General features: G+C 64.9%; 9 protein-coding genes, 4 tRNA genes and 1 riboswitch. Of the genes, 3 read left to right on the top strand and 10 right to left on the bottom strand.

Annotated features, from left to right (window positions below; all coding sequences use genetic code 11):
- Nucleotides 1-2 precede the first annotated feature (2 nt).
- From def to AC3ENJ_RS01410, 3 genes are all read right to left on the bottom strand, one after another.
- Entirely contained in the window at nucleotides 3-608 is a 606-nt protein-coding gene (def, locus tag AC3ENJ_RS01420) for a peptide deformylase (protein ID WP_190780289.1), read from the bottom strand.
- A complete protein-coding gene (locus AC3ENJ_RS01415) occupies nucleotides 605-1,537 on the bottom strand; it encodes a hypothetical protein (protein ID WP_223840843.1) in 933 nt (310 codons plus the stop codon). Before AC3ENJ_RS01415 ends, def begins: the two co-directional genes overlap by 4 nt.
- Before the next feature lie 93 nt (nucleotides 1,538-1,630).
- Nucleotides 1,631-1,702: transfer RNA gene (locus tag AC3ENJ_RS01410), tRNA-Val, on the bottom strand.
- Between the two features lie 287 nt (nucleotides 1,703-1,989).
- On the opposite strand from AC3ENJ_RS01410, the gene AC3ENJ_RS01405 reads away from it, so the two are divergent.
- The 3 genes from AC3ENJ_RS01405 (at nucleotide 1,990) to AC3ENJ_RS01395 (ending at nucleotide 2,302) form a co-directional block, all read left to right on the top strand.
- A tRNA-Gly gene (locus AC3ENJ_RS01405) sits at nucleotides 1,990-2,062 on the top strand.
- Nucleotides 2,063-2,120: 58 nt separating this feature from the next.
- Nucleotides 2,121-2,191: transfer RNA gene (locus tag AC3ENJ_RS01400), tRNA-Cys, on the top strand.
- A gap of 36 nt (nucleotides 2,192-2,227) precedes the next feature.
- Nucleotides 2,228-2,302 (top strand) — tRNA-Val (locus tag AC3ENJ_RS01395).
- 565 nt (nucleotides 2,303-2,867) lie between these two features.
- On the opposite strand, the gene nrdE is transcribed toward AC3ENJ_RS01395, so the two are convergent.
- The 7 genes from nrdE to AC3ENJ_RS01360 form a co-directional block, all read right to left on the bottom strand.
- Nucleotides 2,868-5,054, bottom strand: coding sequence for a class 1b ribonucleoside-diphosphate reductase subunit alpha (nrdE, locus tag AC3ENJ_RS01390; protein WP_431812816.1), 2,187 nt, complete (start codon nucleotides 5,052-5,054; stop codon nucleotides 2,868-2,870).
- Nucleotides 5,024-5,518: a class Ib ribonucleoside-diphosphate reductase assembly flavoprotein NrdI gene (nrdI, locus tag AC3ENJ_RS01385; RefSeq protein ID WP_431812815.1), complete on the bottom strand. Its 495-nt coding sequence runs from the start codon at nucleotides 5,516-5,518 to the stop codon at nucleotides 5,024-5,026. The genes nrdE and nrdI overlap by 31 nt, the downstream gene beginning before the upstream one ends.
- Nucleotides 5,519-5,638: 120 nt before the next feature.
- Nucleotides 5,639-5,875, bottom strand: coding sequence for a glutaredoxin-like protein NrdH (nrdH, locus tag AC3ENJ_RS01380; RefSeq protein ID WP_190780287.1), 237 nt, complete (start codon nucleotides 5,873-5,875; stop codon nucleotides 5,639-5,641).
- Between the two features lie 347 nt (nucleotides 5,876-6,222).
- Nucleotides 6,223-7,293, bottom strand: coding sequence for an App1 family protein phosphatidate phosphatase (locus tag AC3ENJ_RS01375; RefSeq protein ID WP_190807203.1), 1,071 nt, complete (start codon nucleotides 7,291-7,293; stop codon nucleotides 6,223-6,225).
- A gap of 112 nt (nucleotides 7,294-7,405) precedes the next feature.
- A complete protein-coding gene (locus tag AC3ENJ_RS01370) occupies nucleotides 7,406-8,524 on the bottom strand; it encodes a metallophosphoesterase family protein (protein WP_431812814.1) in 1,119 nt (372 codons plus the stop codon).
- Between the two features lie 71 nt (nucleotides 8,525-8,595).
- Nucleotides 8,596-12,132 carry a DNA polymerase III subunit alpha gene (locus AC3ENJ_RS01365; protein WP_431812813.1) on the bottom strand — a complete coding sequence of 1,179 codons (3,537 nt, stop codon included), beginning with the start codon at nucleotides 12,130-12,132 and terminating at the stop codon, nucleotides 8,596-8,598.
- Between the two features lie 31 nt (nucleotides 12,133-12,163).
- Nucleotides 12,164-12,529 carry a DUF6504 family protein gene (locus AC3ENJ_RS01360; RefSeq protein WP_190780283.1) on the bottom strand — a complete coding sequence of 122 codons (366 nt, stop codon included), beginning with the start codon at nucleotides 12,527-12,529 and terminating at the stop codon, nucleotides 12,164-12,166.
- A gap of 204 nt (nucleotides 12,530-12,733) precedes the next feature.
- Nucleotides 12,734-12,852: riboswitch (SAM riboswitch) on the top strand.
- Nucleotides 12,853-12,881: the final 29 nt, after the last annotated feature.

Genomic DNA, 12,881 nt, shown 5'->3' with positions numbered 1-12,881 from the left:
GTTCAGGAGTCCTCTCCGCGGGTGAAGGCCGACCCTGTGAAGGACGACCCGGGCGAGCTGGGGCCGGCAGGGACCCCGAGGCGCTGAGCTTCACGTTCCCGGCTCACGCGGTCCACCAGGTCTCGGTATTCGGGGGCACGCATGGCGCGCATGGCCTCCGTGCGCACCTGGCCTTCGAGCCGGTCGACGAACAGTGTGCCGTGCAAATGGTCAGTTTCGTGTTGGAAGCAGCGGGCAAGCAGTCCCGTTCCTTCTCGGCGCACCGGCTGCCCATTCATGTCCACGCCCGTGATGATCGCGTAGTTGAGCCGTGGCGTGTCGTAACCGGGGCCCGGAACCGAGAGGCACCCCTCGCCGCCCTCCTGGGGTTCCTCGCCCACTTCCAAGACGGGGTTGATCACGTGACCGGAATCCTCGCCGATGTCCCACGTGAAGATTTGCAGCCCGACCCCCACCTGTGGTGCGGCCAACCCGACACCCTTGACGGCGTGCATGGTCTCGACCATGTCAGCGATCAACGTTCGCAGTGAGTCGTCGAAGTCCGTGACTGGGAGTGCGGGTGTCCTGAGGACAGGGTCCCCCTGGGTTCGGATGCGCAGGATTGTCACTGCGAATTACTCTCCTCGGTTGCCTGGATCTGGGGTTCTTTCAAGTCTACGGTGACGGCCATGGCTCCCCGACCCACCGGGTTGTGCTCCAGCGGCGGCGGGACGATGGCCCGCAATTGTTGGCCGGCCGCCTCGATTTCGGCCGAGCGGGCCCACACTTTGGCCAGGGCGCAGAATTTGAACCAGTGGGCCGGCAACTGGTCCGGGACGGCCTGGACCGACAGAGCCTCCGTGTCGCCAATGGCCACGGCCATGAGAACCTCCGCATTCGCGAACTCCCAGGGCTGCCATTCACCGGCTGCGGCATCCACGAGGGATTCTTCTGCCTTCAAACCGGCTACGAGCTGGGTGACCACCTTGGCGTCCGGGGCCTTGACCCGCCCGTTGCGATCCGTACCCCGGGTCTTGTAGTCGATCAGGCACACCTTTCCGCCGATACGCGCCACCAGGTCCAGCGTGCCGGCGTAACCGACGGTGGAATTCCACACGGTGATCTCCGCGGCCAACGGCTCGGGGCGATACAGCTCCCACCACTGGTCAGCAGAGTCCGCGAACCTGGATTCTTGGTGCTCCGCCAACGTGTCCCGTGCGTGCTCCACGCGGTGGTCCTGTCCCATGGCTCGCAAGGCCAACTGTTCACAGTAGTCATGCACCCGGTCGCCGCGCTCGGCGGCCCGGTCCCTGTGGCGTTCCGCCGCCTTGGCCGCGTGGTTGACCAGCGCGCGGCGGCGTCGTGAATCGCGCAGTGCGTCGGGAAGTTGCGGGTCCGCGGCCAAGGCCTGTGCGGCGCTGTAGCCATACCAACCGCCCAAATCATTGGCCTCGCACCCGATGACCGTGGTGATGGACGGAACCTGCGGCTCCTGCCCCTCCGCACGCGCATACATGCGTCCGTAGGGAGTTTGTTGGGCCAAGCGTGGTTGCGTCATGGGGCCACCCTACGACCCGCCACCGACAGGGACACCGGCCGCACCCTCGAATGCACAAGGCCCCGATTCCTGGTGGAATCGGGGCCTTCAGTGTGCGCGATACTGGGATCGAACCAGTGACCTCTTCGGTGTGAACGAAGCGCGCTACCGCTGCGCCAATCGCGCTTGCAACGTTGAAAACCATAGAACACTTTTCGGTCACATGCCAATTGATGACGGCCCACCCCGGCTCATCCGTCTGGGCAACCGGATGGCCCCTCAAGGGTCGCCGTCGATTTGCTCGAACGAAATTGTGTGGGTAATGTTCTAGCTCGTTGGCACAGCCCGGAAAGGCGAAGCAGACAACCCCCACCGGTTGAAAACTTCCCCGAAACAGGCGCTGACGGACTGTGATAGAGTTTCCGCTCGGAAGAACGGCAACCCGGTTCACGGAAAGTCATTCGACCGACAATGCGGACGTAGCTCAGCTGGTAGAGCATCACCTTGCCATGGTGAGGGTCGCGGGTTCGACTCCCGTCGTCCGCTCGCAGTAATCGACAACCATGTCGAGACCTGAGACCCTGTCCTCCAAGGATCTGGTCCCGGTGGGGTGGCCGAGTGGTTAGGCAGCGGCCTGCAAAGCCGTCTACGCGGGTTCGAATCCCGTCTCCACCTCGGCTCCAACCACCCTCGCTCGGCGAGTACGTTTGAGCGCGATTGGCGCAGCGGTAGCGCGCTTCCCTGACACGGAAGAGGTCACTGGTTCGATCCCAGTATCGCGCACCACAGCAAAACCCCGGTACGGATGTGCCGGGGTTTTCGCATCCCCGGACTCCCCCGGCAGCTGCGGCGCCCTGCGAACCCCACCTTGCATCTCATGGCTCGTTGCAGCCCTCTCCCGTGGCCGGCAAGGCTCTCAGGGTCCATCTGGTGCGTCGGAGGGTTCTAACGGCACCCATGACGAGCGGATGCGCCCTGACCTCAGTGACTACGCAGGGAGCCCGGGGTCGCGCGTGCGCCTGACGACCGCGCAAGCCTTATCCGGCCCCGGGGCACGGTCGACCTGTGGCTCCGCCGGCGACGTCGTGCACCCCAGCACGTCCGCGGCGCTCACCTCGGTCGACTCACCCGCAACCACCGCGTCTCGCAGGCCGTTTGCCATGTACTCCCGCAGCGGGATCGATTGGCCGTTCTCCACCCGAAGCGGCTCCCGGTCGGCCTTGTCAGCCAGGGATTGTTGAGCTACCGGTGAACCCCCGCTCAGAGGAAACCGCCCCGCTCGAACGAGTGGTCCGAGCGGGGCGGGACATTGCGCGTGAGCGATCAACCGGTCAGGGCCGACCCACCTCTGTCAGAGCATGCAGGAGACGCAGCCTTCGATCTCGGTGCCTTCCAGCGCGAGCTGGCGGATGCGCGAGTAGTACATGGTCTTGATGCCCTTGCGCCACGCGTAAATCTGAGCGCGATTGACGTCGCGGGTCGTGGCGGTGTCCTTGAAGAACAGGGTGAGCGACAGGCCCTGGTCCACGTGCTGAGTGGCAGCGGCGTAGGTGTCGATGATCTTCTCGTATCCGACCTCGTATGCGTCCTGGAAGTACTCCAGGTTCTCATTGGTCATGAACGGTGCCGGATAGTACACGCGACCCAGCTTGCCTTCCTTGCGGATCTCGATGCGCGAGGCGATCGGGTGAATGGAAGACGTGGAGTTGTTGATGTACGAGATGGAACCGGTGGGCGGCACGGCCTGCAGATTCTGGTTGTACATGCCGTCCGCCATGACCTTGGCCTTGAGCTCACGCCAATCCTCCTGCGTGGGGAGGGCAATTCCGGCCCGTTCGAACAACTCACGCACCCGTGCCGTGGCCGGCTCCCATGCCCGGTCCGTGTACTTGTCGAAGTACTCGCCCGACGCGTACTTGGAGTTCTCGAATCCCTCGAAGGACTCACCGCGCTCCTTGGCGATCAGGTTGGACGCGCGAATGGCGTGGTAGGTGACCGCGTAGAAGTACATGTTGGTGAAGTCGATGCCCTCTTCGGACCCGTAGTAGATGTGTTCCTTGGCCAGGTAGCCGTGCAGGTTCATCTGCCCCAGACCGACCGCGTGCGACATGTTGTTGCCGCGGCGAATGGAGGGCACGGAATCGATGTTAGACATGTCCGACACCGCCGTCAGACCGCGAATGGCGGTCTCGATGGTCGACGCGAAGTTCTCCGATTCCATGGCCATGGCAATGTTCATGGAGCCCAGGTTGCACGAGATGTCCTTGCCCACCTCGGCGTAGGTCAGGTCCTCGTTGTACACCGAGGGTTCGGAGACCTGCAGGATCTCGGAGCACAGGTTGGACATGATGATCTTGCCCGCCACGGGGTTGGCCTTGTTGACGGTGTCCTCGAACATCACGTACGGGTAACCGGACTCGAACTGCACCTCGGCCAGCGTCTGGAAGAACTCGCGGGCGTTGATCTTGCGCTTGTGGATCCGGGAGTCCGCGACCATCTCGTGATACTTCTCGGTCACGTTCACGTCCGAGAAGGGCACACCGTAAATGCGCTCCACGTCGTACGGGGAGAACAGGTACATGTCCTGGTCTTTTTTGGCCAGCTCGAACGTGATGTCCGGAATGACCACCCCCAGGGACAGGGTTTTGATGCGGATCTTCTCGTCAGCGTTCTCGCGCTTGGTGTCCAAGAAGTTGTAGATGTCCGGGTGGTGGGCGTGCAGGTACACGGCACCGGCACCCTGCCGGGCACCCAACTGATTGGCGTAGGAGAAGGAGTCCTCCAGCAGCTTCATCACGGGGATCACACCCGAGGACTGGTTCTCGATCTTCTTGATGGGCGCGCCGGATTCACGCAGGTTGGTCAGGGCGAACGCCACACCACCGCCGCGCTTGGACAGCTGCAGCGCGGAGTTGATGTTGCGGCCGATGGACTCCATGTTGTCCTCGAAGCGCAGCAGGAAGCACGAGACGAGTTCACCGCGCTGCTTCTTGCCGGCGTTGAGGAACGTGGGAGTCGCGGGCTGGAATCGGCCCGTGATGATTTCCGCCACGAGCTGCTCGGCCAGGGCCTCGTCACCGTCAGCCAGGTACAGCGACACCATGACCACGCGGTCCTCGAAACGCTCCAGGTAGCGCTGACCGTCAAAGGTCTTGAGCGTGTAGGAGGTGTAGAACTTGAACGCGCCCAGGAACGTCTGGAAACGGAACTTACGGGCGTAGGCCTGCTTGGAGAGCTTCTTGATGAACTCGAAGCTGTACTTGTCCAGCACCTCTGCCTCGTAGTACTGGTGATCCACCAGGTACTTGAGCTTCTCTTCCAGGTCGTGGAAGAACACGGTGTTGTTGTTGACGTGCTGCAAGAAGTACTGGCGCGCGGCCTGCTGATCAGCTTCGAACTGGATCTGACCGTTGGCGTCGTACAAGTTCAGCAGAGCATTGAGCTCGTGATAGCCCAAGCCGCGGTAACGCTCGGGGCAGGTGGGATCTTCGTGGCCCGGTTCAACGCTCAGTCCCGGGGCTGCATGGATGCTTGCCAAAACTTGTCCAATCCTTGTGTGACTTGTTCTACGTCTTGATCGGTGCCCATGAGTTCGAACTTGTAGAGCAGAGGCACTTGACATTTCACGGCCACTTTTTCCGCGGCTACGCAGAACAGTGATCCGAAATTAGTATTTCCCGCGCCTATGACACCCATAAGGTGCTGGCGGTTGACGGGCTGGTTGAGGAATTTCACAACCTGGGGGGGAACCGATCCGGCGCCACCGGGTCTGCCGTAACTGGGTAGGGCCAACACGAACGGCTCAGTGAGCTCGGGGGTGGGTTCGGACGTCTTCAACGGTAACCGTAAGGACCTGACCGGAAGTTTCTGGATGAACCGGTCGGTGTTGCGGGTGACCGAGGAGAAGTACACCACCAGGGGGGATTCCTCCCCCGCGGTGACGACGCGTCGATGGTTTTCGCGTTCTTGAGCCGCGGCCAACACGGTGGCCAAAGTGCTCATGGCGTGTCACTTCGATTCTGGCTGGCGGGCTACGGTGCGGGGGAAAATTTCGACGCTGCCGCGACGGTTCGCGGGCGGGCGCCGAGTTTTTCGACGGCTGCGGATTTATCGCTATCGCCCTCAGGCGGAGAGCAGAACAGCCAAGGAGTTGATCTTGTCCGGGCGGTAACCGGACCAGTGATCCTGGGCGGTTTCCACAACGGGGACCTGCTGGTAACCCAGGCTCACCACGTGCTGGTAAGCGTCCTGGTCCTCAGTCACATCGACCACGGTGTAATCGATGCCCTTCTTGGTGAGGGCTCGGTAGGTGGCGTTGCACTGGACGCATGACGGCTTGGAGTACACGGTGACGGACATATCCCAATCCCCTCGAAAGCTAGTGGTGGGAGTACTGCGCTTCCGCGGTGATCGTGACACATGTGATGTGTCGCCGCTGGTTGCGTCAAGTGCTCTGTATGACTGCGTCAATACTACATCTAGTGTCAGACAAAGTAAGTGGCCCCAAGATGATGTGGTGGCCTTAATCCACAGCTGTCTCTCGGTTATCCCCGCACTGTCCACAGGCCGGTGCCGAAATGGGCGCGAGAACACGCGGAACTGGCCCGCCCTGTGGACAACCGAGGGGGCAATGAACACACCCAAAAATTAAAAAACCGGCGTGTCGAGATCGTCCTCGACACGCCGGTTTCGGTGTCAGGTGACCCCTATAGCAGGCCGGCTTCCTGGAGCTGGGAGGAGATGGATGCGCCGTCGTTGCCCTCGATCCACAGGGTGCCTTCCGGAACCGACACCGTACGATCCTCGGTGGCGCGGGCACCGGCCGCCAACACGGCTTCGGTGGGCGACAGGTTGCGAATCACAATGGCCGCCACGGACTCGGGGTGACGCTGCGCGAAACCGGAGTAGATCTGTGGGTCGTGCTGACCGTCGTCGCCGATCAGGATCCACCGCACGTGCGGAAAATTCTTGGCCAGCCGTTGCAGGTTCTGCACCTTGTGCTGGGCGCCGGAGCGGAACCAGCGGTCCGTGGTGGGGCCCCAGTCGGTCAGCAGCAGCGTCCCGGCCGGGTAGGCGTTGCGGCTCAGGAACCGGCGCAACGTGGGTGCCACGTTCCACGCGCCGGTCGAGAGGTAGAGGAACGGCGCCTCGGGGTGGTGGTTGCGCAGCCGCTCCATGAGCACCGCCATGCCCGGGGTGGGGGTGCGGGCGTGCTCGTTGAGCACGAACGAGTTCCACGCCGCCAGCATGGGACGCGGCAGCGCGGTGACCATGACGGTGTCGTCCACGTCGGAGACCACACCGATATTTTGGGTCTCCGAGACGATGGTGACCCTGGCCTCGGTGACCTCGGACCCGTCGGTCTGCATGTAGACGGTGTAGACACCCGGCTCCATGCTCACCTGCAGGTCCACGTCGATCACGCCGCCCTTGTCGGCCACCAGATGGAACTCGTGATCCCCCAGCCACACGTTCACATGGGCGAAGGCCAGCGGAATGGAGGTGAAGGAACGCCAGCCACGGATGAACTCGGCGGAGTCGTCGGTGGCCGCGATCAATTGCCGGGTCTTGAGCAGCACACGTCCCAGCACGCGGACGTGCCGGGTGCTGCCGTAGCCGTCGAAGGCGAGCATGGTGGGAATGTCACCGCGCTGCTCGGCGCGCGCTTGCCGCCACCGGTGCAGCCTCTGCTCCCACCGGTAGCCAATGTTGATGGCCTCCTCCGTGACCTGATCCACGGTCTGAAAAAGGTCCCCGCTACCGGTGTGTTTCGCCATGCTTCACAGTCTCCCACAGCTGTTCCCGCCCACGACGCCGCCGCGTACCGCGCCACGGTTTGGTCCGGTCCGCGGCGGTACCAGGGATTCGCGAGCGCCGTCGGCGTAGCACTCAGCCGCGTACATAGCGCGGGAAGCGCTCGGGACGGTCGATGGGCTGGGTTTCGGGGGCCATATCGATGCCGAGGTCCTTGGCGAAAATCAAGCGGGTGCCCGTGTACACGCGTTCGGTGCGCTCGTTGAGCTCGAACACTCGGGCACCGCGCAGGGTGTGTTGATCCCGGGTGCCGTCGTTGAGACCGTACGTGCCGAAGCCCGTTCCCGGCCCGTACCCGAGTTCGATGCCGAAGTAGTTTCCCATGTAGGTGTTGATGTGATCGTGACCGCAGTACATGCCCAGGATGTCGCCGCGTTCCTTGGCTGCGGCGTAGATACCGGAGTTGATCATGCCGGTGTAGACGTTCTCGTGCTTCTCCCCCACGATGCCGTGGCGCTTCACCGCGGCCGCGTGGCCTTCGTCGTCGGAGGTGAACTGCTGGCCGTACCACATGTGGTGGTGCTCCCACGTGGGGATGTGGAAGTACATGAGACCCGGGATCTTCTTCCCGTAGCGGCGTTCGGTTTCCGCAGAGAGGTCGTTGTACCAGCGGATCTGCTGGGGGCGGATCCAGTCGTAGCCCATGAGTCCCTCGCGATCCTGGCCGCCGGGCTTATCCTCCGCGTAGCGGCCGGAATCCAGCAGCCACACGGCGAAGGCCGGGGTGTTACCCCGGGAGGCGCGAATCAACAACTGGGCGTTGGATGAGCCGAAGACTTTCTGGTCGTCACCGGGGTTGAGGTTGTGCTTGTACTGCCGTACGAACTCGACCAACTGGGGTTCGTACATGCTCGTGCCGTTGTCCTCAGTGGAGTCCTCTTCGTGGTTGCCGAACGTCACGGCCCACTTGATGCCCCGGGATTCCATGGGCAGCACCACGTTGTTGATGGCCTGCTTGACCTCCCGATTGGTGCGCGGGCCGTCCTGGGTGTCGTTGAACTGGACGATCTTGAACGTGCCGTTCCCACCGAAGGACAGCGGTATCTGACCGTGTCCCCGTCCGTGACGCTGGGCCACCGTTGCCGGTGCCGCCTGGGCGGCGGTGGGTAAGGCGCTGAGGGCCCCTGCAGCGGCGAGCGCGCTGCCTCCGGTGATCAGGGTCCGGCGGCTGGGGCGGGAGGTGTTCTCGGACATGTCGCGCTCCTGGTGTGAGGAAATCCTGGCTGCCGTGGGCGGCTGATGACTCACACCGTAGGGAGCGTGCGTTAAGAGGCCGTGACCTGGGGGTTTCGTGCAGGCGCACGGTTGGGTTTGGGGTGGGAACCCAGCACCGTGGTGGGATCGGGCAGTGTCTCCGGGTGGGCCATGTCCCATGCGCGCACCGCTTGCACGCCGATGCCCCGGGGGCCGGTGCGGCGGGTGTGGCCGTGGATCAGGAGCATGGTGGGGGCGAACAGCACGGGGCCGGACAGGGCCTGCGCTTCGTCGAAGAAGGTGCAGTCCACCGCACCCGAGCCGTCGTCCACGGAGATGAACACCACGCGTTTACCGCTGCGCATGGGCGGGGTCATGGTGGAGACCCGCACCCCTGCCACCACTACTTCGGTGCCGCTGCGCAATCCCAGCAGATCCTCCGCACGGGTGACCCCGTAGGAGCGCATGATGGCGGCGTGGCCGTCCATGAGGTGGGCGGAGACCTCGATGTTCATGGTGTCCAGTTCCGCGCGCACTTTTTCCTCGGTGCTGGGTTCGGGTTGTTCCGGCGGCAGCCCGGTCAGTTCCAGGTCCCCCAGTGGAAGGCTCAGTTGGCCGGGGCCGGGTTGGCCCTTGGCGGAGGTACTGCGGGAGGTGGCCGGTCGATCGGCCCGCCGGGTCAGGTGGGTCACCAGGTCGGTGCGGGAGGCGCGGGCGCCGGAGATGTTCAGGAGACTGTCCAGGGCCCCGGCCGAGGCCAGTCGTTGCAGGCTCCGCCGGGAGGGCCTGGCCCGGGTGCGCACATCCGTGAGGGTGGTGTAGGGCTGACCGGCCACGATCCGTTCGATTTCCGTGCCGCTGATTCCGGTGATGCTGGTGAGGGACATGCGGATCCCCCAGGCGCCGCCGCGGGTGTAGGGGATGCCCTCGTCCAGGTCTCCGGGTTCCACGGTGCCCGGTCGGGGGCTCACGGGTTCAATGCGGTGGTGGTCCACGCTGCGGTTGATGTCCGGGCCGAGCACGGGGATCCCCATGCGCCGGGCCTCCCCCACGAGCAACCGGGCCGGGTACATGCCCGGGTCGTGTTCCCAGACCCCGGCCATGAAGGCTTCCGGGTGGTGGGTTTTCAACCATGCGGACTGGTAGGTGGGTACGGCGAAGGCCACGCCGTGGGCCTTGCAGAACCCGAAGCTGCCGAACGCGTGCAGGATGCCCCACACCTTGTCCACGGTCTGCGCGTCGTAGCCGCGGGCGAGCGCCCCGCTGCGGAAGGTGTCCTCCACGCGTTGTTCGGTGTCCGAGCCGAGCCTGCGCCGCCATTCATCCGCGGTGGCCAGTCCGCAACCGGTCATCCGGTCCATCATGCGCATGATCTGCTCGTGGTAGACGGCCACCCCGCGGGTCTCCCTGAGGATGTCCACCAGGTCCGGGTGGGGATATTCGGGGGTGCTCCAGCCGTGGCGGGAGTTGAGGTAGGGGCGCACCATGGACGCCTGCATGGGCCCGGGGCGGAACAGGGAGATGTCCACGATCAAGTCGTTGAATTCCTCCGGGCCCATGGTGCCGATCAGTTCGCGCTGTCCCGGGGATTCGATCTGGAAGCACCCCAGGGTGTGGGTGGAGCTGATGAGCCGGAAGGTGTCCGGGTCGTCGCGGGGTATGGCGTCCAGGTCCGGGGCGGGGCGCTCGGGTTCCATCCGTGCTACTTCCTGGACCGCGTAGGCCAGGGTGGATTGCATGCGCACGCCCAGGATGTCGAGCTTGATCAGGCCCATGGGGTCCATGTCGTGTTTGTCGAACTGGGACATGGGCAACTCGATGCCACTGGCCTGCACCGGCGTGCGGTTCAACAGGGTCGCGTCCGAGAGGATCACCCCGCACGGGTGCATGGAGATGTGGCGGGGCAGCCGGTCCAGGCGCTCGGTCAGATCCACCAGCAGGTCCAGCTGCCGGTTGGCCTTGAGCTCATCGGCCAGACGAGTCAGTTCGGGGCGCTGGGCGATTTCTTCGCGCAGGGTGGCCCCCGGGACCCGCCACAGTTGCTCCGCAATATGGTCCACGATCTCCTGCCCCAGCCCCAGGGCCAACCCGGCATCCCGCACGGCGCCCCTGGAACGGTAGGCATTCTGCATGCTCATGAGCGTGACCCGACTGCTGCCGAAGCGCTGGAAGATCTCGCGGTAGATCCTGTGCCGTTGCGCGCTCTCCATGTCGATGTCGATGTCCGGCAAGGTGCTACGCCGCGGTGAGAGGAAGCGTTCGAACACCAGGTCGTATTCGAGCGGGTCCACAGGGGAGATTCCCAGCAGGTGCACCACCAGGGACGACACCGCCGACCCGCGTGCCGCGTGCCGGACCTTCAGCCGGGTCATCAGGTCGGAGACCTCCGAGACGGTCAGGAAGTACCCGGCAAACCCCAACTGCGCGATCACGTCCAGCTCACGCTCCATCCGCGAGCGCAGCGATTCCCCGCTCAGGCCAGGGACGGTGCGGTCCCAGTTCTGGTGGGAGTGGAAGCGTTCCAGGCCGGTGTAGCAGCGGGTTCTGAGTTGGGCATCGGGGTCCCCGCTGAGACCGATGACAGAGGCCTCAGGGATCACGGGCTGTCCCACGTGCAGGTCCGTGACGGGGTCCTGGCTGCAGCGTTCGGCCAGCCGGTAGGTGTCCGCGAGCAGGTGCGCGGCCCCGGAGACACCCAGGTTTGCGGCCGAGGAGATCTCGTGGGCGAGCCGGGTCATCTGCGCGGTGTCTTTGAGCCAACCCTGCCCCGTGGGTTGCAGTACCCCGGGGTCCGAACCGGCCAGCTCCCCCAGGGACAGCAGGGTGCGAGCGGCATCCAGCACGTCCGCGGTGACGGCTTGCCCGGGGTGGGCGTAGCGCACGGCGTTGGTGAGGATCACGGGCAGCCCGGCCTCACGCCCCACGGTGAGCATCCGCACGGCGTGACCGGTGCTGAGGGTGCTGCCCTGCGGTGCCAGGTGGGTTGCGGTCTCCACGATGAGGCATCCTGCCGGTAGTACGCGCTGCCACGCGCGCAGGGCCGTGCGCGCGGCCCGGTAACGGCGCCGGGCCAGCAGAGATCCCACGTCCGAGTCCGGGCCCGTGAGCACCACCAGGCCGGGGGCTGCCCCGCCCGCCGCGCGGTGTACGTGGCGGGCGATCTGTTCCCGGGTCAGTCCGATGGGGTGGGCGCCATGGTGGTCGTGGTCACGGTGAGCCGCGGACACCAACCGGCACAGGGACGCGTACCCGGCCCCTCCGTTGCCACCGGTGGCCAGCACCACCACGCGCCCGATCACCCGGGGCGAGGGCACGGCGCCGCGCTGGGGACGGCCGTTCTGACCCTGCTGGCCGGTGGCGGCCCGGGAGTGCTTGCCCGACGACGCCGCTCCCGGGCCCAGCAGCGCCAGGTCCACTCCCAGCACGGGAGCCACCCCGTGCTGTTGGCAGGCCAGCACGTGTTTGACCACCCCGTACAAGCCGTCCCGGTCCGTGCACGCCAGGATCTGCGCCCCGTAGGACGCCGCTACCTGGGCGAGCTCGTGGGGGCGAGCCACGCCGTAGTGCGCGCTGTAGGCGGTGGCCACGCGCAAATGAGGGAAACGCATACCTCATATTCGAAACTTTGTTCTATTAATGTCAAACCCCCTGGTCAACCACGAGCCACCACTGACCGGTGACCTCATGACGCACCAGTTCCAGCGTGCGAGGCACCACGGCCCCGCGCTGAGCCGCCTGGACGCGCCAGTGTTGCCGATCCACCACGGACTGTCCGCTTTCCCGCGGAACCCTCTCTTCCACCTCCCACCAGCGGCGACGTTCGTACCAGCGCTGCGGCGGGGCCGTGATGCGGTGCAGCCTGCCGCGAAACACCAGCTCGCGCGGAGCTCCCGCTGCATCGCAATGCACCTCGCACGGCTGCCCCCATCCCTCGTCGAGCCGCACCGCGCCGTGCGTCTCGTTCCGCGTGAGGTCCGTATGGTTTACCGCAGCCAGTACCGTCATGACTCGTTCACCCTCCCGGTGTATTCGAAACTTTATTCGACTACCGTGAGGGTGCCAAGGGTCGCCGACACGCATAAGCGGAACGCTCCGGTGGCCCTTGCGACGGCCGGCGGCCGTGCCGTGCGAGGTGTCGTCGGACCAGCAGTCATAAAACTTCATCGTTTGTGGCGCTCGACATGCGCGTGGTTACGTTGTCGCCATAAGAATCACGAGTTCCGGTGCGAAGCCCTGGCTGGCCGGACGGCAACCCTCAGACGCTGTCGTGGGGTGCCCCAGGTGATGATTCGGCCCGCCGTCAGTTCCGGCGCGGGCAAGGACGGCGTCCGGTCCAACATTCCGTGGCGCCCCGTCA

The sequence above is a fragment of the Kocuria sp. cx-455 genome (assembly GCF_057707085.1).
This window is presented reverse-complemented; position numbering and strand designations above follow the sequence as displayed.